The organism is Terrabacter terrigena (genome assembly GCF_042676085.1).
Classification (GTDB): domain Bacteria; phylum Actinomycetota; class Actinomycetes; order Actinomycetales; family Dermatophilaceae; genus Terrabacter; species Terrabacter terrigena.
In genome coordinates this window covers 41574-63246 of the sequence record NZ_JBHTKH010000003.1, presented here as the reverse complement: position 1 = coordinate 63246, position 21673 = coordinate 41574, and the positions used below count along the sequence as shown (strand labels likewise).

Here is a 21673-nt window from a genome sequence, read left to right as displayed (position 1 = left end):
ACTTGCGGGTTCTACGGCGATTTGCCATGTCAAAGTCCAGACCAGCAGATCACCAAGCACCGGTAAAGAAAGGGTCATGGATTCCCATGGGCACGCAGAAGCAGAAGAAGAGCTCGAAGAAGAAGGCCGCTGCCATCGTCACCGCGGGCGTCCTCGGCCTCGCGACCGCCGGTGGGGCCTACGCCTACTGGACGTCCGCCGGCGGCGGCAGCGGGACGGCCACCACCCGCGACGGCGCCAGCAACATCTTCGGCGTCACGGGCGGCAGCACCCAGGCGATGTTCCCGGGTGACAGCGCGCAGACGGTCACCGCCACGGTCACCAACAACGGCACCGAGACCTACACCGTCTCCGCGGTCAAGGCGTACCTCACGACCGACAAGACGGGTTGTGACGGAACCGACTACAAGCTCAACGGCTCGGTGGCACCGACCACCGCCGCCGGGGCCGTCTCCCTCGGCCTGACCGCCAAGGATCTCGCGCCGGCCGGCACGACCACGGTGGACTTCACGCTCCAGTTCAACAACAAGGCGAACGCCAACCAGAACGCCTGCCAGGCCGCCACGGTGACGGTCCACTACATCGCCAGCTGAACCACGAAGGGATGGGCGCCGGTTTCGGCGGCCATCCCTTCGTCGGTGGCAGGCCACGCACCCACGACACGCACCGCGAGCACCCGGAGGACCCGATGACGACGAGGACGAAGGCCAAGCCGGCAGCGCTGCTGCTGCTCGCCGTCTTCGCCGCGATCCTCCTCGCCGTCCATGGCATGCCCGTCGTGGCCACGGGTACCTCGGCCGACCAGCCGGCCGGCACGAGCCGGCCGAGCACCCCCTCGGGGGGTGCCGGCGCGGCCACCGACGGCTTCGGGGGAGGACGCGCGGCCGAACGCGCGCTCGTCGCCTCGTTCGGCCTCGGTTCGGCGAACGCCGCCGGCAGCCTCCCATTCACCGTCACCGGCAGCGTGACGGGCCTCGCTCCGGGGCTGTGGCGACCGGTCGCGGCCACGGTGCACAACCCCAACGCCGTCACCATCCGGGTCACCTCCCTGGTCCTGTCCGTCGCCATGGACAGCGCGCCGCCGGGATGCCGGACCAGCACCAACGTCGAGATCGAGCAGGCCGACTGGGATCCGAACCGAGACATCACGGTCCCGCCCGGGGGCCGTGTCACGCTTGCCGAGCGTGGTGTCGCGAACCCGCGGATCCGTCTGCGTGACCTGCCGACGGTCAACCAGGACGTCTGCAAGGGCAAGTCGTTCATGCTCGTCTGGTCCGGAACGGCGACGACCTGATGCGCCCACGGGTCCAGCAGCACAGGCGCGCACGTCGCGCGGCCACGGGCCGCGGCGCGCGCGTCCTGCACGTCTGCGTGCTGTTCCTGACCTTCATGACGCTCTCAGGACCTGCCATGGCGTTCTGGACCCAGACGGGTGCCATGACCGGATCGGGAACCGGTTCGGCGAGCACCAGCACCCTCGCCCCACCGACGGGGGTCACGGCCTCGGCGCCCGTCGGAGCCACGAGTGTGACCGTCACCTGGGCCGCTCCGGCCACGGGGGTGGCACCGGCCGGCTACCAGGTCTTCCGCACGGACACCGCGACAGGCACCGCCGTCGCGGGCTGCGGCACGTCCGTCACGTCCCCCGTCACCGCGACCTCGTGCGTGGACGGCTCGGTTCCCGACGGGACCTACCGCTACGCCGTGCTCGCCCTGCGCACCGGATGGACGGCGACGAGCGCCGACAGCAACCCCGTCACGGTCCAGCAGAGCGTCGCCACCGCGACGGCGCTGACGTCATCGGGCAGTCCCAGCCTGGTCGGACAGTCCGTCACCTTCACCGCCACGGTCAGCGCGGCCACGGGCACGCCGACGGGCGCCGTCGTCTTCCGCAACGGCGGCGTTGCGATCTCGTGCACCGGGGGCAGCCAGACCCTGAGCTCCGGCGTGGCCACGTGCGTCGTCGCGTTCGGCACCAGCGGCACCCGCTCGATCACTGCCGCGTATGCCGCATCGGCACCCTTCACGGCCTCCACGTCGCCCGCGCTCAGCCAGGTCGTCAACCAGCAGACCCAGACGATCAGCTTCACCTCGACGGCACCGTCGGGCGCGACCGTGGGCGGGACGACGTACTCCGTCGCCGCCAGCGCATCGTCCGCACTCGCCGTCACGTTCTCCTCGGCGACGCCGGCGGTGTGCACGGTCAGCGGTTCCACAGTGACGTTCGTCGGCGCCGGCACGTGCACGGTGCTGGCCGACCAGGCCGGCAACGCGGCATACGCGGCCGCGCCCCAGCGGTCCCAGTCGTTCGCGGTCGTCAAGGCCGCACAGACGCTCTCGTTCACGTCGGCGGCTCCGACCGGCGCGACGATGGGTGACGCCGCCTTCACGGTGGCGGCGACGTCCTCCTCCGGGCTCGCCGTCACCTTCTCCAGCGCCACTCCGAGCGTCTGCACGGTCAGTGCGTCCACGGTCAGCTACGTCGCAGCCGGAACCTGCACCGTCAACGCGGACCAGGCAGGCAACGCGGGCTACAACGCTGCGCCCCGGATCACGCAGTCCTTCCTCGTCGCGGCCGCTCCGAACGCCCCGAGCAACCTGCAGGTCAGCGGATCGGCCACGAGCGCGACGGCGACCTGGACGAGCGTGGCCGGATACACCTACGAGTGCCAGAACACCAACGGCGGCAGCACGCCGCTGCCGACGGGCTGGACCGCCTGCTCGCCCGGTGTCGTCTTCACCCCCAAGAGCGGCCAGCAGACGTTCTGGGTCCGTGGCCTCCGAGGCTCGGTCGTCACGGACGTCGCCTCGGTGGCCTTCAAGCCCTGAGGGCGGGACCCGTCAGCGAGCGGCCATCCTGGCGCGAGCCTCGGCCCGGGTCGCCGGGGGAGGCGGACCACCTGCGGCTGCCACCAGGTCAGCAGCCGACGGACCGCGGTGCCCATCGTGCTCAGGGTCCCGGCCCAGACCGTCCGGGCCCGCAGCCGAGTCGCCGCCCACGCCGGCGGGAACCGGCGGCTCCTCCTTGGCGCCGCCGACCGTCAACGCGGCGATGGCCGTCGTGACCGGCACGGCGAGGACGAGGCCGATGGCGCTCGCCAGCGTGCGCACGATCTCCTCGGACATCGACTCCGTCTGCAGCAGGTCGAGAACGGGACGCTCGTAGAGGAAGAGGAGCAGCAGCACGGGAAGGGCGGCACCGGCATACGCGAAGACGATCGTGTAGATCGTCGAGGCGATGTGGTCACGGCCGATGCGCATGCCGGAGCGAAAGAGCTCACGACGTCCCAGCGACGGCGCCGCGGCGCGCAGCTCCCAGACCGCGGACGACTGCGTGATCGTCACGTCGTTGAGCACCCCGAGGCCGGCCACGATGATCGCGCAGGTGAGCAGCTCCTGCGGCTTCAGGGACGTGACGAAGCCGGCGACCAGGGCCCCCTCGTCGTCGGCGACGCCGCTGAGTCTCGCGAGGTCGACGGCCAGCAGGCCCAGCCCCGCCGTGATGGCCACACCGAAGAGGGTGCCGGCCAGCGCCGTGCTCGTGCGGACCGACAGCCCGTGCGCCAGGTAGAGGACGACGAACATGATCGCCGAGGAGCCGATGAGGGCCACGAGCAGACCGGACTGGCCCGAGATCAACGCCGGCAGCATGAACTTCACGACGACCAGGCCACCGAACCCGAGACCGGCGAGGGCCAGCACTCCGCGCCAGCGGGCGACGACGGCCACGACAACGAGGAACAGGGCGAGCATGAGCGACAGGGGGGCGCCGCGCTGCACCTGGAGGAAGGAGTACGACTCCGGCTGGCTTTTCCCGCCCGGGATCCGCAGCAGCTGGACGGTGTCGCCCGGCTGCAGCCCCGACGTCGACACCGCCGGTGGGACCGACACGGAGACCGTGGGCCGCACGTCGCCCGACGTCGCCGTGGGGTGCTCGAGCTGCACCGTGACGGCGCCACAGGTCGCGTCGGCCGACACGACGTCGCCGCCCTGTCCCGCTGCGGGCTTGGCCCCCGTCGCGGCGTCGGCCCCTTCGCACGCCGGGAGCACCTTGGTCACCTCCGCGACGGGAAACGTGACCCCGGGCGCTGCGTAGGCCGTGGCTCCGACCTGGTTCGCCGTCCGGGCGTCGTCCGGCCAGTACCGCACGACACCGAAGACCGTGACGGCGGCCGCGGCCACCAGCAGCAGCGTCAGCCCGACCCGGGCCAGGACACTCACGGCGACGGAGCCGCGGCTGCCGGGTCCGTCGTGACTGTGCGTGTGGGAGTGTCCGCCCGCCATGCGACCGAGTCTGCCAGAGGCGCCCGCCGCGGCGGCGGTCGCACGGGTCCGGGCGGTCGGCGGCCGTGTCCGGATCGATGCCGACCGCGCGCAACGACCGCCGGGCCCGGCGGTTAGGCTTGCCGCCGTGGAGGTCGAGAACGCGGGGGAGCGGCATGTCGTGTCGGAGCGCCTGCTGACGATTCCCAACGTCCTGTCGGTCCTGCGGCTCCTCGGGGTGCCGGTCTTCCTCTGGGCGATCCTGTCGGAGCACGACGGCCTCGCGCTGCTGCTCCTGCTCTTCTCGGGCGTCACGGACTACCTCGACGGCAAGATCGCCCGCCAGTTCAACATGGAAAGCCGTCTCGGGCAGTTCCTCGACCCGATCGCCGACCGCCTCTACATCCTCACGACCCTGCTCGGGCTGGCGTGGCGCGAGATCATCCCCGTGTGGCTCGTCGTCGTGCTGCTGGCGCGCGAGGGCGTCATGGCGCTGATGCTCGCCTACCTCAAGTCGCGGGGGCAGGTCGGCCTGCCCGTGCACTTCGTCGGCAAGGCCGCGACCTTCAACCTCTTGTACGCGTTCCCGTTGCTCCTGCTCGCCCACCGTGACGACTGGGTGGGCGACATCGCCCGTCCCGTCGGGTGGGGGTTCGCGTGGTGGGGCGTCGTCCTCTACTGGCTCGCCGCGGTGCTGTACGCCGTCCACGCCCGCATCGTGCTGTCGCGACGCTCGAGGGTGGTCACGCCGTGACGCCCGACCGGCGGCCGGACGCCTCGATGACGCTCCTCACGACGATGATGGAGCGGCCGCTCGACGCCGGCTACCAGGAGGCCGCCGACCGCAGGGTCGCGGCCGGGCTGCCCCGGGCGACCTCGACCCGCACCGTGCTGGTGGTCGTGCTCGCCATCCTCACCGGGTTCCTCTTCGCCGTCGCCGCGCAGTCGCTCCGGCCCAGGCCGACGGCCGCCGCCGCCATCAAGGGCGAGCTGGTCACCCGCATCGAGGCGCTGCAGGAGCACGGCGTGCAGCAGGAGGCCAAGGTCGCGGCGCTGGGCAAGCAGGTGCGCGACTACGAGGCGCTCGCGCTCCAGCAGTCCGGGGGAGCGGACCTGACGAGCACCATCAAGAGCCTCGAGGTGCAGGCGGCCGCCGTGCCCCTCAAGGGACCCGGGCTGACCCTCACGCTCGACGACGCCGCGTCGACCGTCACCGACGCCGATGCGGGCAACCGGCCGAGTGGCGGCTTCGAGGAGGGGCGAGTGACCTCCGCCGACCTCCAGATCATCGTCAACGGCCTCTGGGGCGCCGGCGCCGAGGCGATCTCGATCAACGGCCACCGGCTGAGCTCGACGGCCGCGATCCGGTTCGCCGGGCAGGCGATCATCGTCGACTTCCGGCCCCTGGCCCGGCCCTACGTCATCACCGCCCTGGGCGACGCCCAGGCGATGCAGCAGCTCTTCGAGCCCTCCTTCGCCGGCGTCTACCTGTCGCAGCTGACCGAGGAGTTCAAGATCCGTTCGATCCTCGCAGGCAGCGACAACCTCACCGTGCCGGGCGACTCGGCGGCACGCCTCGAGGTCGCAGAACCCGTTCGACCACCCGTAGGCTCCTCGGCGCCCAGCGTGCCCGGGCTGCAGCAGGGCACCACCAACCCGCAGCGGAGCCCGGGATCCGGCGGGACCAGCACCCCCACACCGCCGACCAGTCAGGAGCGTCCCTCGTGATCCCAGTTCTCGGCCTGCTGGCCGGACTCGCGGTGGGGCTCTTCCTCGATCCCTCGGTGCCGGTGTGGCTCCAGCCGTACCTTCCGATCGCCGTCATCGCTGCCCTCGACGCCGTCTTCGGCGCGCTCCGCGCCATCCTCGACGGCATCTTCAACGACAAGGTCTTCGTCGTGTCGTTCCTGTCGAACGTCGTCGTCGCGGCCTTCATCGTCTTCCTCGGCGACCAGCTCGGCGTCGGCTCCCAGCTGTCCACCGGCGTGGTGGTCGTCCTCGGCGTGCGCATCTTCTCCAACGTCGCCTCGATCCGCCGCCACCTCTTCAGGGCCTGACGCATGGTCGATCGCCGGAAGAAGGACGCCACGGAGCCCGTCGAAGAGGTCGACGAGGCCGAGCAGGTCGAGCAGGTCGAGGCCACGCCGCCGGCCCCCGTCTTCGGCACGGCCGTCGACGACGGCGCCGACCCCGACTTCACCTCGCCCGAGGCACGCGAGCTGGTGACGGCCCGCCCGCCCGTCGAGGGCAAGGACGCCTGGGGCCGGCTCTTCAAGATGAGCCGGCCGAGGGCCACCCGCGCCAACCTCCTGGCCGCGCTGCTGGCCATCCTGCTCGGTGCCGGGATCGCCGCCCAGGTGCAGCTGACCAACCAGCGCGGGCTGGACGAGCTGAGCCAGTCCGACCTCGTACGCGTGCTCGACGACGTCTCCGCCCGTTCGTCGCGCCTCGACCAGCAGGTACGCGAGCTCGAGGTCACCCGGGACCGCCTCAAGAGCGGCACAGGAACCGCGGGCGAGGCCCTGGACCAGGCCCAGAAGCGGGTCGACACCCTGGGCATCCTCGCCGGCACGATCGCCACGAAGGGGCCCGGGATCACGCTGCGCATCTCCGACCCCGGCAAGCAGGTCAACGGGCCGATCGTCCTCGATCTCATCCAGGAGCTGCGCGACGCCGGTGCCGAGTCGATCGACGTCGGCGGGGTCCGGGTGGTCGCGTCGTCGTTCATCGGCGACCGGAACGGCGAGCTCGTCGTCGACGGGTCCCAGGTGAGTCGCCCGATCGTGGTCAAGGCGATCGGCGACTCCAAGACGCTCTCGTCGGCCATGACGATCCCCGGTGGCATCGTCGAGACCGTGCGCCAGAAGGGCGCCAACGCCACCATCACCGAGTCGAGCCTCGTGGAGATCACCTCGCTCCACCGACCCGTCGAGATGACCCACGCCAAGCCGGTGGAGTGACCATCCGCGGGTGACGGTGCCCGCGTCGGGGCAGATCTCCACGACTCGCTGGCACCACCTCCTGCGCACGCGGCACGGGCATGGCATCCTCTCAGGTGCCGGCGCATGCGACGTCGGCACCGGCTCCGCGAAGCCACCGCAGCCAACCCGGCCCTCCTCGGGCCGGCCACCGACGAAGGAGCGACATGAGCGACCTGGACTACCCCTCCGACCTGCGCTACACCAGCGACCACGAGTGGGTCCGCGTCGGCGACGACGGAGTGGTCCGCATCGGCATCACGTCCTTCGCGCAGGACGCCCTCGGCGACGTCGTCTACGTCTCCCTCCCGGCCGTCGGCGACACCGTCTCGCCCGGGGACTCCTGCGGCGAGGTCGAGTCCACCAAGTCGGTCAGCGACGTCTACGCGCCGCTCGAGGGCGAGGTCACCGCCACCAACGCCGCCCTGGACGCATCGCCCGAGCTGATCAACTCCGACCCCTACGGCGAGGGCTGGATGTTCGAGATGCGCCTCGCCGACGCCTCCGCCGTCGACGCCCTCATGGACGCAGCCGCGTACACCGCGTCGCTGTCCTGACCACCTGACGGGCCACCCCACCGGCGCCCGGGCAGGGTCTCGTCCTGCCCGGGTCAACTAGAGTGGTCTGAGCCCGATCCGCCCGCACCACAGAGGAGGACCGCATGTCGAGCGACCTGCCCGACCCCGACGACATGAACGTCGAACCCCGCACCATGCGGTTCCAAGGCGTTCCTGCCCAGGAGAACGCCGAGACCGCCGCCCCGCGTGGCCTGAGCGCCGAGGACTCCGCCACCATCGAGGCCCTCCGTCCCGGCACGGCGTTGCTCGTCGTGCTTCGCGGCCCCAACACGGGCGCTCGTTTCCTGCTCGACGACCAGGAGGTGGCGGCGGGTCGCCACCCCGACTCCGACATCTTCCTCGACGACGTCACGGTCTCGCGCAAGCACGCCACGTTCGTGGCCCAGGGCGGCGGTTACACCGTGCGCGACTCCGGCTCCCTCAACGGCACATACGTCAACCGCGAGCGCATCGACGAGGCCCCGCTCCACCAGGGCGACGAGGTCCAGATCGGCAAGTTCCGTCTCGTCTACTACTCGTCCGGGGCGCCTCAGCACTCTGCCTCATGACCGCAGGCACGGCAGGGGGACCGTCGACGACGGCGGGCGAGGTCGAGACCGCCCTGCCCGCCCCGCGGCGTCTCACCATCGGCAAGGTCCTGGCCGCCCTGTCCGGTGACTTTCCCGACGTCACGGCGTCCAAGATCCGTTTCCTCGAGTCCGAGGGCCTGGTCCTGCCCCACCGCACCGCCTCCGGCTACCGCACCTACACCGATGACGACGTACGCCGGCTGCGCTACGTCCTCTCGGCCCAGCGCGACCGCTACTGGCCCCTGAAGGTCATCCGCGAGGCCCTCGACGCGCTCGACCGCGGGCTCTCCGACCCAGGCCACGACCACGACGGCCGCCCCCGTCCACCGGCCCCGGAGCCCGATCCCGACGTGCCCGCGCCCGAGGCGCTCGTCGGTCGACGCGACGTCTCCCTGACCGGTCCCGAGCTGCGCGAGGCGACGGGCATCGACCGCGACACGATGAACGCACTCGAGACCTACGGGTTGCTCCAGCCCGACGCCAACGGGCGGTTCGGGCACGAGTCGCTGGCCGTCGCCGCCGCCGCACACACGTTGGCCGCGCACGGCCTCGAGGCCCGTCACCTCAGACCGTTCCGCACGGCTGCCGACCGCGAGATCGGGCTCGTCGAACAGGTCCTGGCGACACGCCGGGGCAGCGGACCGAGAGAAGAGCGCGCGGCCGAGATCGCCTCTGCCTGCATCGCGCTGCACGTCGCGCTGGTCCGGGCGGGCCTCGCCCGCTGAGGTCCGTCCCGACCGCTGCGAGTGCGGGGTACGGTGGAGGAGTGAGAGAGGTCGATGTCCTGGGTGTCCGCGTCGAGATGCCCACGAACCAGCCGATCGTCCTGCTGCGCGAGAGGGACGGCGGTCGCTACCTACCGATCTGGATCGGCGCCGCCGAGGCCGCCGCCATCACGTACGCCCAGCAGGGCGTGGTGCCACCGCGGCCGTTGACGCACGACCTGATGCGCGACCTCCTCAAGGTGCTGGGGCACGAGCTGACCGAGGTGCGCATCGTCGCCCTCAAGGACTCCGTCTTCCATGCCGCCCTCATCATCGACGGCAAGTCCGAGGTGAGCTCGCGGGCGAGCGACGCCATCGCGCTGGCCCTGCGCACGGGTGCCAAGGTGCTCGTCGAGCCCTCGATCCTCGACGAGGCAGCCATCGTCGTCTCCTCCGAGGAGGACGACGAGGTCGAGCGCTTCAAGGAGTTCCTCGACCACGTGTCGGCCGAGGACTTCGAGGGTGAGCCCGGTGACGCACCCGACCAGCCCGACCAGCCCGACCTGCCGGACCGTCCCGACTGAGGCGTCCGCGCACGCCCAGCCTTGACCTTCGACTGGAAGGTAAAGGTTGGGCGTGAAGTCCCGACACGCCGTCGCGCGGACGCCCTCGGTCATTGACCGGGAGAGGGGCTCGGCCTACCGTCGGAGAACGACGTGACTGTAGTTATCCGCATGTCGTCTGCGCGCACGCACCACGCGGCACGCAGCCCGAGCAGGAGGAGGACGGCATGGCCGCCATCGAGGACGCGCGTGACGCCGGTCGGGCACTGCCCGCCGGGTCTCAGGGCCTGCTGTTCACCGACGACCTGCCTGAGCTCGCCGAGGACTCCGGCTACCGCGGTCCGACCGCCTGCAAGGCGGCCGGCATCACCTACCGCCAGCTCGACTACTGGGCCCGCACCGGCCTCGTCGAGCCGTCGGTCCGCAGCGCCACCGGTTCCGGCACGCAGCGGCTCTACGGCTTCCGCGACATCCTCGTGCTCAAGGTCGTCAAGCGACTGCTCGACACGGGAGTCTCCCTCCAGCAGATCCGCGTCGCCATCGGGCACCTGCGCGAGCGGGGGGTCGAGGACCTGGCACAGATCACCCTCATGAGCGACGGTGCCTCGGTCTACGAGTGCACGTCGGCCGACGAGGTCATCGACCTCGTGCAGGGCGGCCAGGGTGTCTTCGGCATCGCGGTGGGTCGAGTCTGGCGCGAGGTCGAGGGCGAGCTCGCGCAGCTGCCGAGCGAGCGCGCCGAGGACGCACCGGCCGATCACCCCGACGACGAGCTCACCGCGCGCCGGCAGGCTCGCCGCATGGCCTGAGGTCCAAACACCGCTCCACGCACGGCACACGAACGTCGCGAACGGCCCGACCGAATGATCCGGTCGGGCCGTTCGCGTGCCACGACCGTGTCGCGCTGCTGGTAGATTTGGCGGTGCCGATCGACCCTGCGTGGGAGAGTCCTCGGGGTGCCACGCACCTGCGAGGCGCCGAAGGGGCAACATCCCCGGAACCTCTCAGGCGCCAGGACCACGCGGGCGAGGCAACTCTGAAGGCACCGCGCGGTGCTCGACAGACGGGGAGCGTGTGTCGTCCGCTCGAATCCCGCCAGGAGCCCGCATGTCGATCGACCAGCTCGTCCCCGTGACCACCGGAGCGTCCACCGAGACCCCGATGGCCGACTTCGTCAGCCGTCACGTCGGCCCCGCCGGCGACGACGTGCGCCGGATGCTCGAGGTGGTCGGCCAGCCGAGTCTCGATGCCATGTGCGACCGCGCGATCCCCGGGGCCATCCGCTCCGAGTCGTCGCTGCAGGTGCAGGCGGCCCCCAGCGAGAGCGCCGTCATCGAGGAGCTGCGCGGGTTCGCCTCACGCAACACGGTGCTCACCTCGCTCATCGGCCTCGGCTACTACGGCACCGTCACCCCGCCGGTCGTGCGCCGCAACGTGCTCGAGAACCCCGCCTGGTACACCGCCTACACGCCCTACCAGCCGGAGATCTCGCAGGGCCGCCTCGAGGCGCTGCTCAACTTCCAGACCGTCGTCACCGACCTCACGGGCCTCGACGTCGCGGGCTCGTCACTGCTCGACGAGGGCACGGCGGCCGCGGAGGCCATGTCGCTGATGCGTCGCGCGAGCCGGGCCGCCGGCGACGCCGTCGTGCTCGTCGACGAGCGCCTCTTCCCGCAGACGATCGCCGTCATGCGGACCCGGGCCGAGGCTATCGGCCTGCCCGTCGTCGTGGCCGACCTGCGCGGCGTCAAAAACGCCGAGTCGCTCTCGGCCGCGGCCGGTGGCAAGGACGTCGTCGGTGCCATGGTGCAGTACCCCGACGCCACGGGTCAGCTCGTCGACTGGGCACCGCTCACCGCCGCGGTCCACGAGGCCAAGGGCCTGGTGACCGCGTGCGCCGACCTGCTGGCGCTCACCCTCGCGACCGCCCCGGGCGAGTGGGGCGCCGACATCGCCGTCGGCAGCGCGCAGCGCTTCGGCGTCCCGATGGGCTTCGGCGGCCCGCACGCCGGCTACATGGCCGTGCACCGCGGACTCGAGCGCCAGATCCCGGGCCGCCTCGTCGGCGTCTCCGTCGATGCCGAGGGGCGCCAGGCCTACCGCCTCGCGCTGCAGACGCGCGAGCAGCACATCCGTCGCGAGAAGGCGACGTCCAACATCTGCACCGCCCAGGTGCTACTCGCCGTCATGGCGAGCATGTATGCCGTCTGGCACGGGCCCGTCGGTCTCACGACCATCGCGCGCCGCGTCACCGGTCTCGCTTCCGGCCTTCGCGAGGCGCTCGTCGCCGGCGGCGTCGACGTCGAGACGACGGCCTTCTTCGACACCCTCACGCTGGTGGTGTCCGGCCGCGCCGACGAGGTCATCTCGACCTTCGCCGACCGCGGCATGAACGTGCGGCGCGTCGACGCCGACCGCGTGTCGCTCAGCCTCGACGAGACCTCCTCTCCGGCAACGGTGCTCGCGATCCTCGACGCGCTCGGCGTGGCCGTCTCCGACGAGACGAAGGCAGAGCTCGGCGCGCCCGCGGGCAACGGCGTGCCTGCGGCGCTTGCGCGTACGTCGGAGTTCCTCACCCACCCGGTCTTCCACGCGCACCACTCCGAGACGGCGATGCTGCGCTACCTGCGCCGGCTCTCCGACCGCGACTTCGCGCTCGACCGCGGCATGATCCCGCTCGGCTCGTGCACGATGAAGCTCAACGCCACCACCGAGATGGAGGCGGTCACCTGGCCGGAGTTCGCGAACCTGCACCCCTTCGCGCCGGCCGAGCAGACCGAGGGCATCCGCAGCCTCATCGACGACCTCGCCGCCTGGCTCTGCGAGATCACCGGCTACGACGCCGTCTCGCTCCAACCGAACGCCGGCTCGCAGGGCGAGTTCGCCGGTCTGCTCGCCATCCACGCCTACCACCAGGCCAACGGCGAGGGCCACCGCCGGGTCTGCCTCATCCCCGCCAGCGCGCACGGCACCAACGCCGCGTCGGCCGTCATGGCCGGCCTCAAGGTCGTCGTCGTCAAGACCGCCGCCGGCGGCACCGTCGACATGGACGACCTGCGCGCAAAGGTCGAGTCGCACCGTGACGACCTCGCCGCGATCATGGTGACCTACCCGTCGACCCACGGCGTCTACGAGGACACCATCACCGAGCTGTGCGAGCTCGTCCACGACGCGGGCGGCCAGGTCTACGTCGACGGCGCCAACCTCAACGCGCTCGTGGGTCTCGCCCAGCCGGGCAAGTTCGGCGCCGACGTCAGCCACCTCAACCTGCACAAGACGTTCTGCATCCCGCACGGCGGTGGCGGCCCGGGCGTCGGCCCGGTCGCGGTCCGCGCGCACCTGGCCCCCCACCTGCCCAACCACCCGCTCGCGCCCGAGGCCGGCCCCGAGACGGGTGTCGGACCCGTCTCGGCCGCTCCGTACGGCTCGGCGAGCATCCTGCCGATCTCGTGGGCGTACGTCCGGCTCATGGGCGGCGACGGGCTGCGCCACGCCACCCAGATGGCCGTGCTCGGCGCCAACTACATCGCGGCCCGGCTCCGTGAGCACTACCCGGTGCTCTACTCGGGACACGACGGTCTCGTCGCCCACGAGTGCATCCTCGACGTGCGCCAGATCACCGCCGAGACGGGCGTGACGGTCGACGACATCGCCAAGCGCCTCGTCGACTACGGCTTCCACGCGCCGACGATGAGCTTCCCCGTCGCCGGCACCCTCATGGTCGAGCCCACCGAGTCGGAGAACCTCTACGAGCTCGACCGGTTCTGCGACGCGATGATCGCGATCCGCGGCGAGATCGAGGCGATCAGCGCCGGTGAGGTCGCCGTCGGCGACAGCATGCTGCGCCATGCACCGCACACCGCGCTCAACGTCGCGGGGGAGTGGAACCACCCCTACGAGCGCACCGAGGCCGCCTTCCCGGTCGGCATCGAGGCAGCAGACAAGTACTGGCCGCCGGTCAGCCGCATCGACGGGGCGTACGGCGACCGCAACCTCGTCTGCTCGTGCCCGCCGCCGGAGGCGTTCGAGGGCTGAACTCGCCGAGGGCTTTCCTCGCGCCGAGACCCCCTGATGTGGTTGTCTCGGCACGTGGGAGCCGACGTCGAACAGGCCAGGTACACACGCGAGCAGCGGCAGCAGTACCGCGAGAAGGTGCGCCGCGACCTCGACGTGTTCGAACGCATGCTGGGCAAGAGCGAGTTCGAGTTCGACCGCCCGATGACGGGGCTCGAGATCGAGCTCAACCTCGTCAACGAGGACCTCGGGCCCAAGCTCGACAACAAGACGGTGCTCGAGCAGATCGCCGACGAGGACTACCAGACCGAGCTCGCGCGCTACAACATCGAGCTCAACGTGCACCCGAGGCCGCTTCCGGGCGACTCCGCGATCGAGCTCGAGGGCCTGCTGCGCGAGTCGCTCAACCGGGCGTCCGAGAAGGCGGCGGAGCTGCACACGGGCATCGTCGCGATCGGCATCCTGCCGACCGTCATGCCCGAGCACTTCGAGGGTGACTGGATCAGCGAGAACATCCGCTACGCCGCCCTCAACAACGCCGTGCTCGACGCCCGAGGCGAGGACGTCTGGCTCGAGCTCGAGGGCCCGACGGGCGAGCGGATCGCCCGCTACTCCGACAGCCTCGCGCCCGAGTCGGCCTGCACGTCGATCCAGCTGCACCTGCAGGTGCAGCCCGAGCGTTTCGCCGACCACTGGAACGCCGCCCAGGTGCTGGCCGGCCCGCAGCTCGCCCTCGGCGCGAACTCGCCGTTCTTCCTCGGGCAGCGCCTCTGGGCCGAGACGCGCATCCCGCTCTTCACCCAGGCCACCGACACCCGCTCGGTCGAGCTGAAGAACCAGGGCGTGCGCCCGCGCGTGTGGTTCGGCGAGCGATGGATCACCTCGATCTTCGACCTGTTCGAGGAGAACGTCCGCTACTTCCCGGCGCTGCTTCCCGAGCTCTACGACGAGGAGCCCGAGGAGGTCTTCGAGCGCGGTGAGGTGCCCCAGCTCAAGGAGCTGCGCCTCCACAACGGCACCGTCTACCGCTGGAACCGGCCGATCTACGACATCGTCGCCGGCCGCCCCCACCTGCGCGTCGAGAACCGGGTGCTGCCCGCGGGCCCGAGCATCATCGACGTCATGGCCAACGCGGCCTTCTACTACGGCACGATGCGCGTGCTCGCCGAGGAGGACCGCCCCGTCTGGACACGGATGAGCTTCTCCGCGGCCGAGTCGAACTTCGAGGAGGGGGCGCGGCTCGGCATCGACGCGCGCACCTACTGGCCAGGCTTCGGCGACGTGCCGGCCACCGAGCTCGTGCTGCGCCGGCTGCTGCCGATGGCGCACGAGGGTCTCGAGCGCTGGGGGGTGTCGGCCGCGGTGCGCGACCGCTTCCTGTCGGTCATCGAGCAGCGCTGCATCCTCGGCGTCAACGGGGCCTCGTGGCAGACCGAGTGCGTGGCGCGTCTCGAGGGCCAGGGGCTCACCCGCGACAAGGCGCTGCGCGAGATGTTGAGCCGCTACATCGAGGGCATGGGCGCGAACCAGCCCGTCCACACGTGGGAGCTGCCCAGCGACTGACGCGGGCGCCACTGCGCCACAGCCGAGCCCGCGTATGCCGGGTGGTGGCGTGACGGCATACGCAGGGGGGTGCCGGGTGGCTCGGAGGGTCGTGGGGCTCAGTCGGAGAGCAGGCGCCACGGCGACAGGTTGAACATCCCGATGCACCGGGTCGAGCGGTGGTGCGTCAGCACGCTCATCGAGCCGGCGTCGAGGACGAGGTTCTGGCCGAACCGCGGGTCGAGGCCGAGGTAGGTGGCCGTGAGGACGCGCAGCGCGTGCCCGTGGCCGAAGAGCGCGACGTCGCCGTGCTCGAGGTCGGGCCACACCTTGTCGATGACCTGCTGGGCGCGCGCCGACACCTCCTCGACGGTCTCGCCCGGGGTGACGCCCGGCTTCACGCCGTCGACGAAGACCTCCCACGGGTGGCCGATCTCGGCACTGATCTGCTTCGTCGTGATCCCCTCGTACGCGCCGTAGTCCCACTCGCGCAGCAGCGGCTCGACCTCGAAGTCGCCGAGCCCGGCCAGCTCGGCCGTGCGCCTGGCCCGCTGCAGGGGAGAGACGAGAACGCGCTGGAAGCGGTGCTTGCGCAGCACGTCAGCCAGCTCGCGCGCCGCGGCCTCGCCCTCGGGAAGCAGCGGCAGGTCGGTGGTGCCGGTGTGCTGGCCGCTCAGCGACCACTCGGTCTCGCCGTGCCGGAAGAGGTAGATGTTGCCCGGGTAGATGCCGTCGGGGGAGGCCATACCGGTCATCAAACCACCTGCACCCGGCGCGGTCCCTCGCCGACGACCCTGCGAGACTCCCCCGCATGGAGCTGCCCTTCCGCATCGTCAACGTGTTCGGCATCGAGGGGAACCCCTTCTCGGGCAACGCCCTCGGGGTCTTCGAGGAGGCATCGGGGCTGGACGACGCCGAGATGCAGGCGTGGGCCCGGCAGTTCAACCTCAGCGAGGTGACCTTCGTCGACGACGACCCGACGACCGCGGCCGCGGGGCCTCCCACGCGAGCGGCGGTGCGGATCTTCACCGCGACGTACGAGATGCCCTTCGCCGGCCACCCGACCCTCGGCACGGCAGAGGTCGTCGCCGACCGCGCTGCAGCGCGTGCAGGAGTCCCCGTGGACGAGGTGCTCCTGACCATGCCCGCCGGCGAGATCCCGGTGCGCCGCACCTCCGACGGGTGGCAGCTGAGGGCCAACCCGCCACAGCACCGTGAGGCGTCCGCCGTGCCGCAGCAGGTGGCGGCGGCGCTCGGCGTGCCCGTCGGCGCACTCGTCGACGGCGCGACGCAGTGGGTCAGCTGTGGCGCCGAGTCGCTCGTCGTACAGGTGGACGACCTCGAGGCCCTCCGGGCGGCCGCCCCCGACCCGGCCCTCATGCTGGAGCACCTAGCCATGCCCGAGCGTCCACCGCACGTCTACCTATGGGCGTGGACCGGGGCCGACACCGTCGAGGCACGGATGTTCGCGGCAGCCGGCACCACCCTCGAGGAGGACCCCGCGACGGGGTCGGCGTGCAGCAACCTCGGCGGTTGGTTCGTCGCACAGGGCCGCACCGGCTTCGAGGTCGTCGTGTCGCAGGGGGCGCAGACCGGCCGACCGTCGCGGCTCGTGCTCACGGTCGACCCCGACGCGACGATCCGTGTCGCCGGCAGGGTGGCCGGCGTCGGTTCCGGCACCGTGTCACGAGGCTGAGCCGTCGCCGGCCCAGCTGTGCGACCATCGGCTCGTGCCGACCTACATAGGGTTCCTCCGCGCCGTCAACCTCGGCGGCAAGCGCCGGGTGAAGATGGCCGCCTTGCGCGAGCTGCTCGAGGCAGAGGGTTACGAGGACGTCGAGACCCACATCCAGAGCGGCAACCTCAAGGTGCGCTCGGCCACGCGCAGTGCCGCCAAGGTCGAGACCGACCTGAGGAAGGCGATCAGCGCGGAGTTCGGCTTCGACGTGCCCGTGGTGGTGCGCACACCGAGCCAGCTGAGGAAGCTCGCCGACGAGGCAGAGGCGCTCGAGTCACCGATCGCCTCCGACGCCAGGCGCTACGTCACCTTCATGACCGGCGACCTCGCACCTGCAGGCGTCAAGGCGTTGCACGACTGGGACGCCGCGACCGAGGGCGCGCGGGTCGTCGGAAACGACATCGTGCTCTTCCTCTCCGACGGCGTACAGGGCGCCAAGCTGACCAACGCCCGTATCGAGAAGCTCACCGGAGCCGTGGGCACGGCCCGCAACATCACCGTCGTTCGGGCGCTCGCCGACAAGTGGGGCGGCTGACCGCTGGCGAACCCGGCGTCGATGGGCGGACCGACCGACGGACCGCCACGAGAGTCCGCACTCGTACGGGAGCCGGCGGGACGGCATACCTTCGTGGCGGTCGGTCGACCGCTCGTTCACAGGCGGGCGCGGCGGACGAGCTCGAACGAGACGACGGCGGCAGCCGCCGACACGTTGAGCGACTCGACACCGGCCGCCATCGGGATCGACACCCACGCGTCGACCAGCGCGGCGACGTCGGGGGACACGCCGGCGGTCTCGCTGCCCAGCACGAACGCGACCGGCTCGGGCAGGTGCGCGGAGAAGAGGTCGGCGTCGCCGCCCGCGTCGAGCCCCACGACGTGGAAGCCGGCGTCCTTGAGCGCGCGGACGGACTCGACGGCGGTGACCGACTTGAGGATCGGTGCGCGGAACGCGATCCCCGCCGACGCCTTGACGACGAGCGGGTCGATGGACGCGACGCCCTTGCGTGGCACGACGATGCCGTCCACGCCCGCCGCGGTCGCCGAACGGAGGATCATCCCCACGTTGGCGGGGGTCGTGACGCCGTCGAGCACGAGCACCGTGCGCAGCGCGCCCGCCCCGGCCCGGACCCCGGCCAGCGCGGCCTCGAGGGGACGCATCCGCGGGGCCACGACGTCGGCGAACACGCCCTGGTCCTGGCGACCGTTGCCCGCGAGCTTCTTGACGCGCTCGGCGCTCGCGTACTGCACGTCCACGCGCCGGCGCCGGGCCGCCTGCTGGATCTCGCGCAGGCCCGAGCCGCGGGCGCCCTCGGCGATGACGACCTTGTCGACGTGGAGGTCGTCGTCGAGGAGCACCTCGTGGACCGGGTTGCGGCCGTAGACCGTGATGAAGCGGTCCTTGGGGGAGATCTCGTCGGTCACGCGGTCAGGATGTCACAGCGGGAATGGCGGGGCGGCACGATGCGTTCGGTATGATTGAATCGTCAATCACTGAGGAGTTGGGACACATGCAGTTCGGGATCTTCACCGTCGGCGACGTGACCACCGACCCGACCACGGGCCGTACGCCGACCGAGAACGAGCGCATCAAGGCCACCGTCGCCATCGCGAGGAAGGCGGAGGAGGTCGGGCTCGACGTCTTCGCGACCGGTGAGCACCACAACCCGCCGTTCGCCGCACCGGCGAGCCCGCCGGTCCTGCTCGCCGCGATCGCCGCGCAGACCGAGCGGATCGTGCTGTCGACGTCGACCACCCTCATCACGACGAACGACCCCGTGCGTCTGGCGCAGGACTACGCGTACCTCCAGCACCTGAGCGACGGACGCATGGACCTCATGCTCGGCCGCGGCAACACCGGCCCCGTCTACCCGTGGTTCGGCAAGGACATCCGTGAGGGCATCCCGCTCGCCGTCGAGAACTACGCGCTGCTGCACCGGCTGTGGCGAGAGGACGTCGTCGACTGGCAGGGCAAGTACCGCACGCCGCTGCAGGGCTTCACCTCGACGCCTCGTCCGCTCGACGGTGTGCCACCGTTCGTGTGGCACGGCTCGATCCGCAGCCCCGAGATCGCCGAGCAGGCCGCCTACTACGGCGACGGCTTCTTCTCGAACCACATCTTCTGGCCCGCCACGCACACGAAGCAGATGGTGGCCCTCTACCGCCGCCGCTTCGAGCACTACGGCCACGGCCAGGCCGACCAGGCCATCGTCGGCCTCGGCGGCCAGGTGTTCATGCGCAAGAACAGCCAGGACGCGGTGCGCGAGTTCCGGCCCTACTTCGACAACGCCCCCGTCTACGGCCACGGCCCGTCGCTCGAGGAGTTCACGAGCCAGACGCCGCTCACGGTGGGCAGCCCGCAGGAGGTCATCGAGCGCACCCTCGGCTTCCGCGACTACGTCGGTGACTACCAGCGCCAGCTGTGGCTCCTCGACCACGCCGGCCTGCCGCTCAAGACGGTCCTGGAGCAGCTGGACATCCTCGGCGAGGAGGTCGTGCCCGTGCTCCGCAAGGAGTTCGCCGCCCTGAAGCCCGCCCACGTTCCGGACGCGCCCACCCACGCGAGCCGGGTGGCCGCCGCCGGCGGTGCCCACGACACCACGGTGTACGCCGACGGTGACGACGTCACCGGCGCCTCGCCCGAGCCCACCCACGACACGACCACCCTGGAGGTGACCAAGTGACCACGCAGACCCCGTTCCACCTCGCCGTCATCACAGCCGGCGTGACCGAGCCGTCGTCCACACGCCTGCTCGCCGACCGCCTCAGCGAGGCGACGGTGCGTGCCCTCGCCGGGCACGACGTCGGCGAGGTCGTCGTCGAGGTCGTCGACGTGCGCGACGTCGCCCACGACGTGACGAACAACGTGCTGACCGGCTTCGCGTCGCCCGACCTGCAGGTGCGGCTCGACGCCATCAGCGAGGCCGACGCCGTCGTCGTCGCCACGCCGGTGTACGCCGCGTCCTACAGCGGGCTGTTCAAGATGCTCGTCGACGTGCTGCCGAAGGACGCCTTGCGCGACACGCCGGTCCTGCTGGGCGCCACGGGCGGCACCGCCCGCCACTCCCTCGCGATCGACCACGCCCTGCGCCCGCTCTTCGCGCACCTGGGCGCCCTCGTCGCCCCCGTCGCGGTGTTCGCGGCCAGCGAGGACTGGGGCAGCGTCGACGCGGGACGGCTGGGCGAGCGCATCGAGCGCGCCGGCCGGTCGTTCGCCTCCCTCGTCGTCGGCAGCCCGCGCGAGCCGCGGGTCGACCCCTTCGAGGACGTGACGCCGTTCGCGTCGCTGCTCAGCGACCTGCGTTCCTGAGCCCAGACCACACCCCGGCCCGCCGACCACGCCGGGCCGCAGGACCGATCGGGTCCTGCGGCCCGGCGGACGGCAGACTCGGGGCATGACCACACCCGGTGCCGCGACACCGCTCGCCCGTCGACTCGCCACGAGGGACGCCGTCGTCATCGGCGTCGGGTCGATGGTGGGCGCGGGGCTCTTCACGGCGTTCGCGCCGGCAGCCGCCGCGGCGGGTCGCCTGCTCGTGCCGGCGTTGGCCGTCGCTGCCCTGATCGCCTTCTGCAACGCGACCTCGTCGGCCCAGCTCGCGGCTCAGTACCCGACATCCGGGGGAACGTACGTCTACGGCCGAGAGCGCCTGGGCGAGTGGTGGGGGTTCGTCGCGGGCTGGGGCTTCGTCATCGGCAAGACGGCGAGCTGCGCGGCGATGGCGCTCGCCTTCGCGGCCTACGTCGCGCCTCCCGGCTGGCAGCGTCCCCTGGCTGTCGCTGCCGTCGTCGCCCTGGCCGCCGTCAACTACCGCGGCATCACGCGTACGGCGCGGCTCACCCGGGGCATCGTGACGGGCGTGCTTGCTGCGCTCGTCGTGGTGCTGGTCGCCGTCGCCCTCGCGCCGGCCGCGGCCCGTCCCGGGTCCGCTGACGCCGCCGGGAGCGGCGTCGGCGGAGTGCTCCAGGGGGCGGCGATCCTCTTCTTCGCCTTCGCCGGCTACGCACGCATCGCCACCTTGGGCGAGGAGGTCGTCGACCCCTCGCGGACGATCCCGCGCGCCGTGCTCGGCGCCTTCACGGTGGTGGTGCCGCTGTATGCCGTCACCGCCCTGGTGCTGCTCCGGTCGCTCGGCGTCCCAGGGCTGGCGGCGAGCGCCGCGCCCCTGAGGGCGGCCGCCGCGGCGACGCCGTGGTCGGCCTGGCTCACCCCGCTCGTGGGACTCGCTGCCGCGGCAGCGACACTGGGCGCCCTCCTCGCGCTCATCGCAGGGGTCGGTCGGACCACCCTGGCCATGGCGCGCGAGGGCGACCTGCCACGCCGGTTCGCCGCAGTGCACGAGCGGTACGCGGTGCCGCACGTCGCCGAGGTCGGTGTCGCCGCCGTCGTGTGCGTGCTCGTGCTCCTCACCGACCTGCGCGGCGTCATCGGCTTCTCCTCGTTCGGGGTGCTGACGTACTACGCGGTGGCCAACGCCGCGGCACTCACGCAGGACGCCGGCCACCGCCGCTACCCGAGAGTCCTCGCGGTCATCGGCCTGGTCGGCTGCGTGGCCCTGGTGTTCGCCGTGCCGTCCGGCTCGCTCGTGGCGGGTGTCGTCGTGCTCGCGGGGGGCCTCGGGGGTCGTCTCGTGGTCACCCGCCGACGGGTCGGCCCGGGCAGCGACGGCGGCGGCGACACGCGGGGAGTGCTCCCCATGGACGGCGGGTCGACGGCGACCTAGCGT

22 protein-coding genes and 1 riboswitch are annotated in these 21673 nt (G+C 71.6%); of the genes, 19 read left to right on the top strand and 3 right to left on the bottom strand.

The window, feature by feature from the left end; translation table 11 throughout:
• The first annotated feature begins 86 nt into the window (after nucleotides 1-86).
• From ACFQ2V_RS06205 to ACFQ2V_RS06195, 3 genes are all read left to right on the top strand, one after another.
• A complete protein-coding gene (locus ACFQ2V_RS06205) occupies nucleotides 87-593 on the top strand; it encodes a hypothetical protein (protein ID WP_386051741.1) in 507 nt (168 codons plus the stop codon).
• Nucleotides 594-688: 95 nt separating this feature from the next.
• A complete protein-coding gene (locus ACFQ2V_RS06200) occupies nucleotides 689-1294 on the top strand; it encodes a hypothetical protein (RefSeq protein ID WP_386051740.1) in 606 nt (201 codons plus the stop codon).
• 116 nt (nucleotides 1295-1410) lie between these two features.
• The gene (locus ACFQ2V_RS06195) at nucleotides 1411-2829 is read left to right on the top strand and encodes an Ig-like domain repeat protein (RefSeq protein ID WP_386051738.1); all 1419 of its coding nucleotides are present in this window, start codon (nucleotides 1411-1413) and stop codon (nucleotides 2827-2829) included.
• 12 nt (nucleotides 2830-2841) lie between these two features.
• Here the strand turns inward: ACFQ2V_RS06195 and ACFQ2V_RS06190 are convergent, their stop codons facing one another.
• Nucleotides 2842-4284 carry a YibE/F family protein gene (locus ACFQ2V_RS06190; RefSeq protein WP_386051736.1) on the bottom strand — a complete coding sequence of 481 codons (1443 nt, stop codon included), beginning with the start codon at nucleotides 4282-4284 and terminating at the stop codon, nucleotides 2842-2844.
• A 127-nt stretch (nucleotides 4285-4411) separates the two neighbouring features.
• Between ACFQ2V_RS06190 and ACFQ2V_RS06185 the strand changes: the two genes are divergently transcribed.
• The 11 genes from ACFQ2V_RS06185 (at nucleotide 4412) to ACFQ2V_RS06135 (ending at nucleotide 15232) form a co-directional block, all read left to right on the top strand.
• Nucleotides 4412-5017 (top strand): CDP-alcohol phosphatidyltransferase family protein, encoded by a 606-nt coding sequence (locus ACFQ2V_RS06185; RefSeq protein ID WP_386051734.1) that lies wholly within the window; start codon nucleotides 4412-4414, stop codon nucleotides 5015-5017.
• Nucleotides 5014-5991, top strand: a complete 978-nt coding sequence (locus ACFQ2V_RS06180; RefSeq protein WP_386051732.1) for a DUF881 domain-containing protein — start codon at nucleotides 5014-5016, stop codon at nucleotides 5989-5991. The genes ACFQ2V_RS06185 and ACFQ2V_RS06180 overlap by 4 nt, the downstream gene beginning before the upstream one ends.
• Nucleotides 5988-6320 carry a small basic family protein gene (locus ACFQ2V_RS06175; RefSeq protein WP_386051730.1) on the top strand — a complete coding sequence of 111 codons (333 nt, stop codon included), beginning with the start codon at nucleotides 5988-5990 and terminating at the stop codon, nucleotides 6318-6320. The genes ACFQ2V_RS06180 and ACFQ2V_RS06175 overlap by 4 nt, the downstream gene beginning before the upstream one ends.
• Before the next feature lie 3 nt (nucleotides 6321-6323).
• Nucleotides 6324-7223: a DUF881 domain-containing protein gene (locus ACFQ2V_RS06170; protein WP_386051729.1), complete on the top strand. Its 900-nt coding sequence runs from the start codon at nucleotides 6324-6326 to the stop codon at nucleotides 7221-7223.
• Nucleotides 7224-7408: 185 nt separating this feature from the next.
• Nucleotides 7409-7798, top strand: a complete 390-nt coding sequence (gene gcvH / locus ACFQ2V_RS06165) for a glycine cleavage system protein GcvH (RefSeq protein WP_386051727.1) — start codon at nucleotides 7409-7411, stop codon at nucleotides 7796-7798.
• A gap of 104 nt (nucleotides 7799-7902) precedes the next feature.
• Nucleotides 7903-8367 (top strand): FHA domain-containing protein, encoded by a 465-nt coding sequence (locus ACFQ2V_RS06160; RefSeq protein WP_386051726.1) that lies wholly within the window; start codon nucleotides 7903-7905, stop codon nucleotides 8365-8367.
• Nucleotides 8364-9113, top strand: a complete 750-nt coding sequence (ftsR, locus tag ACFQ2V_RS06155; RefSeq protein ID WP_386051725.1) for a transcriptional regulator FtsR — start codon at nucleotides 8364-8366, stop codon at nucleotides 9111-9113. Before ACFQ2V_RS06160 ends, ftsR begins: the two co-directional genes overlap by 4 nt.
• A gap of 41 nt (nucleotides 9114-9154) precedes the next feature.
• Entirely contained in the window at nucleotides 9155-9676 is a 522-nt protein-coding gene (locus tag ACFQ2V_RS06150; RefSeq protein ID WP_386051724.1) for a bifunctional nuclease family protein, read from the top strand.
• A 206-nt stretch (nucleotides 9677-9882) separates the two neighbouring features.
• Nucleotides 9883-10464: a MerR family transcriptional regulator gene (locus ACFQ2V_RS06145; protein ID WP_386051722.1), complete on the top strand. Its 582-nt coding sequence runs from the start codon at nucleotides 9883-9885 to the stop codon at nucleotides 10462-10464.
• A gap of 121 nt (nucleotides 10465-10585) precedes the next feature.
• Nucleotides 10586-10685: riboswitch (glycine riboswitch) on the top strand.
• Between the two features lie 77 nt (nucleotides 10686-10762).
• On the top strand, nucleotides 10763-13690 hold the full coding sequence (gene gcvP / locus ACFQ2V_RS06140; RefSeq protein ID WP_386051720.1) for an aminomethyl-transferring glycine dehydrogenase: 2928 nt from the start codon (nucleotides 10763-10765) through the stop codon (nucleotides 13688-13690).
• 54 nt (nucleotides 13691-13744) lie between these two features.
• Nucleotides 13745-15232, top strand: coding sequence for a glutamate--cysteine ligase (locus ACFQ2V_RS06135; RefSeq protein WP_386051718.1), 1488 nt, complete (start codon nucleotides 13745-13747; stop codon nucleotides 15230-15232).
• A gap of 98 nt (nucleotides 15233-15330) precedes the next feature.
• Here ACFQ2V_RS06135 and ACFQ2V_RS06130 read toward each other — a convergent pair whose 3' ends face one another.
• Nucleotides 15331-15957, bottom strand: a complete 627-nt coding sequence (locus ACFQ2V_RS06130; RefSeq protein WP_386052040.1) for a histidine phosphatase family protein — start codon at nucleotides 15955-15957, stop codon at nucleotides 15331-15333.
• Nucleotides 15958-16022: 65 nt separating this feature from the next.
• On the opposite strand from ACFQ2V_RS06130, the gene ACFQ2V_RS06125 reads away from it, so the two are divergent.
• Together ACFQ2V_RS06125 and ACFQ2V_RS06120 are read left to right on the top strand one after the other, a co-directional pair.
• On the top strand, nucleotides 16023-16907 hold the full coding sequence (locus ACFQ2V_RS06125; protein ID WP_386051716.1) for a PhzF family phenazine biosynthesis protein: 885 nt from the start codon (nucleotides 16023-16025) through the stop codon (nucleotides 16905-16907).
• Nucleotides 16908-16941: 34 nt separating this feature from the next.
• On the top strand, nucleotides 16942-17484 hold the full coding sequence (locus tag ACFQ2V_RS06120) for a DUF1697 domain-containing protein (protein WP_386051715.1): 543 nt from the start codon (nucleotides 16942-16944) through the stop codon (nucleotides 17482-17484).
• A gap of 116 nt (nucleotides 17485-17600) precedes the next feature.
• Here the strand turns inward: ACFQ2V_RS06120 and ACFQ2V_RS06115 are convergent, their stop codons facing one another.
• Nucleotides 17601-18371, bottom strand: coding sequence for a TrmH family RNA methyltransferase (locus ACFQ2V_RS06115; RefSeq protein ID WP_386051713.1), 771 nt, complete (start codon nucleotides 18369-18371; stop codon nucleotides 17601-17603).
• Between the two features lie 86 nt (nucleotides 18372-18457).
• On the opposite strand from ACFQ2V_RS06115, the gene ACFQ2V_RS06110 reads away from it, so the two are divergent.
• From ACFQ2V_RS06110 to ACFQ2V_RS06100, 3 genes are all read left to right on the top strand, one after another.
• Nucleotides 18458-19630 (top strand): LLM class flavin-dependent oxidoreductase, encoded by a 1173-nt coding sequence (locus ACFQ2V_RS06110; RefSeq protein WP_386051711.1) that lies wholly within the window; start codon nucleotides 18458-18460, stop codon nucleotides 19628-19630.
• Nucleotides 19627-20256 (top strand): CE1759 family FMN reductase, encoded by a 630-nt coding sequence (locus ACFQ2V_RS06105; RefSeq protein ID WP_386051709.1) that lies wholly within the window; start codon nucleotides 19627-19629, stop codon nucleotides 20254-20256. The genes ACFQ2V_RS06110 and ACFQ2V_RS06105 overlap by 4 nt, the downstream gene beginning before the upstream one ends.
• Nucleotides 20257-20341: 85 nt before the next feature.
• Nucleotides 20342-21670, top strand: coding sequence for an APC family permease (locus tag ACFQ2V_RS06100; RefSeq protein ID WP_386051707.1), 1329 nt, complete (start codon nucleotides 20342-20344; stop codon nucleotides 21668-21670).
• Nucleotides 21671-21673 lie beyond the last annotated feature (3 nt).

What these genes read in the sequence shown, in the direction of transcription:
- ftsR (WP_386051725.1), top strand. Translation starts at nt 8,364, where the DNA reads ATGACCGCAGGCACGGCAGGGGGACCGTCGACGACGGCGGGCGAGGTC.
- ACFQ2V_RS06160 (WP_386051726.1), top strand. Translation starts at nt 7,903, where the DNA reads ATGTCGAGCGACCTGCCCGACCCCGACGACATGAACGTCGAACCCCGC.
- gcvH (WP_386051727.1), top strand. Translation starts at nt 7,409, where the DNA reads ATGAGCGACCTGGACTACCCCTCCGACCTGCGCTACACCAGCGACCAC.
- ACFQ2V_RS06205 (WP_386051741.1), top strand. Translation starts at nt 87, where the DNA reads ATGGGCACGCAGAAGCAGAAGAAGAGCTCGAAGAAGAAGGCCGCTGCC.
- ACFQ2V_RS06170 (WP_386051729.1), top strand. Translation starts at nt 6,324, where the DNA reads ATGGTCGATCGCCGGAAGAAGGACGCCACGGAGCCCGTCGAAGAGGTC.
- ACFQ2V_RS06125 (WP_386051716.1), top strand. Translation starts at nt 16,023, where the DNA reads ATGGAGCTGCCCTTCCGCATCGTCAACGTGTTCGGCATCGAGGGGAAC.
- ACFQ2V_RS06110 (WP_386051711.1), top strand. Translation starts at nt 18,458, where the DNA reads ATGCAGTTCGGGATCTTCACCGTCGGCGACGTGACCACCGACCCGACC.
- ACFQ2V_RS06130 (WP_386052040.1), bottom strand. Translation starts at nt 15,957, where the DNA reads ATGGCCTCCCCCGACGGCATCTACCCGGGCAACATCTACCTCTTCCGG.
- ACFQ2V_RS06145 (WP_386051722.1), top strand. Translation starts at nt 9,883, where the DNA reads ATGGCCGCCATCGAGGACGCGCGTGACGCCGGTCGGGCACTGCCCGCC.
- ACFQ2V_RS06100 (WP_386051707.1), top strand. Translation starts at nt 20,342, where the DNA reads ATGACCACACCCGGTGCCGCGACACCGCTCGCCCGTCGACTCGCCACG.
- ACFQ2V_RS06200 (WP_386051740.1), top strand. Translation starts at nt 689, where the DNA reads ATGACGACGAGGACGAAGGCCAAGCCGGCAGCGCTGCTGCTGCTCGCC.
- ACFQ2V_RS06190 (WP_386051736.1), bottom strand. Translation starts at nt 4,284, where the DNA reads ATGGCGGGCGGACACTCCCACACGCACAGTCACGACGGACCCGGCAGC.
- gcvP (WP_386051720.1), top strand. Translation starts at nt 10,763, where the DNA reads ATGTCGATCGACCAGCTCGTCCCCGTGACCACCGGAGCGTCCACCGAG.
- ACFQ2V_RS06195 (WP_386051738.1), top strand. Translation starts at nt 1,411, where the DNA reads ATGGCGTTCTGGACCCAGACGGGTGCCATGACCGGATCGGGAACCGGT.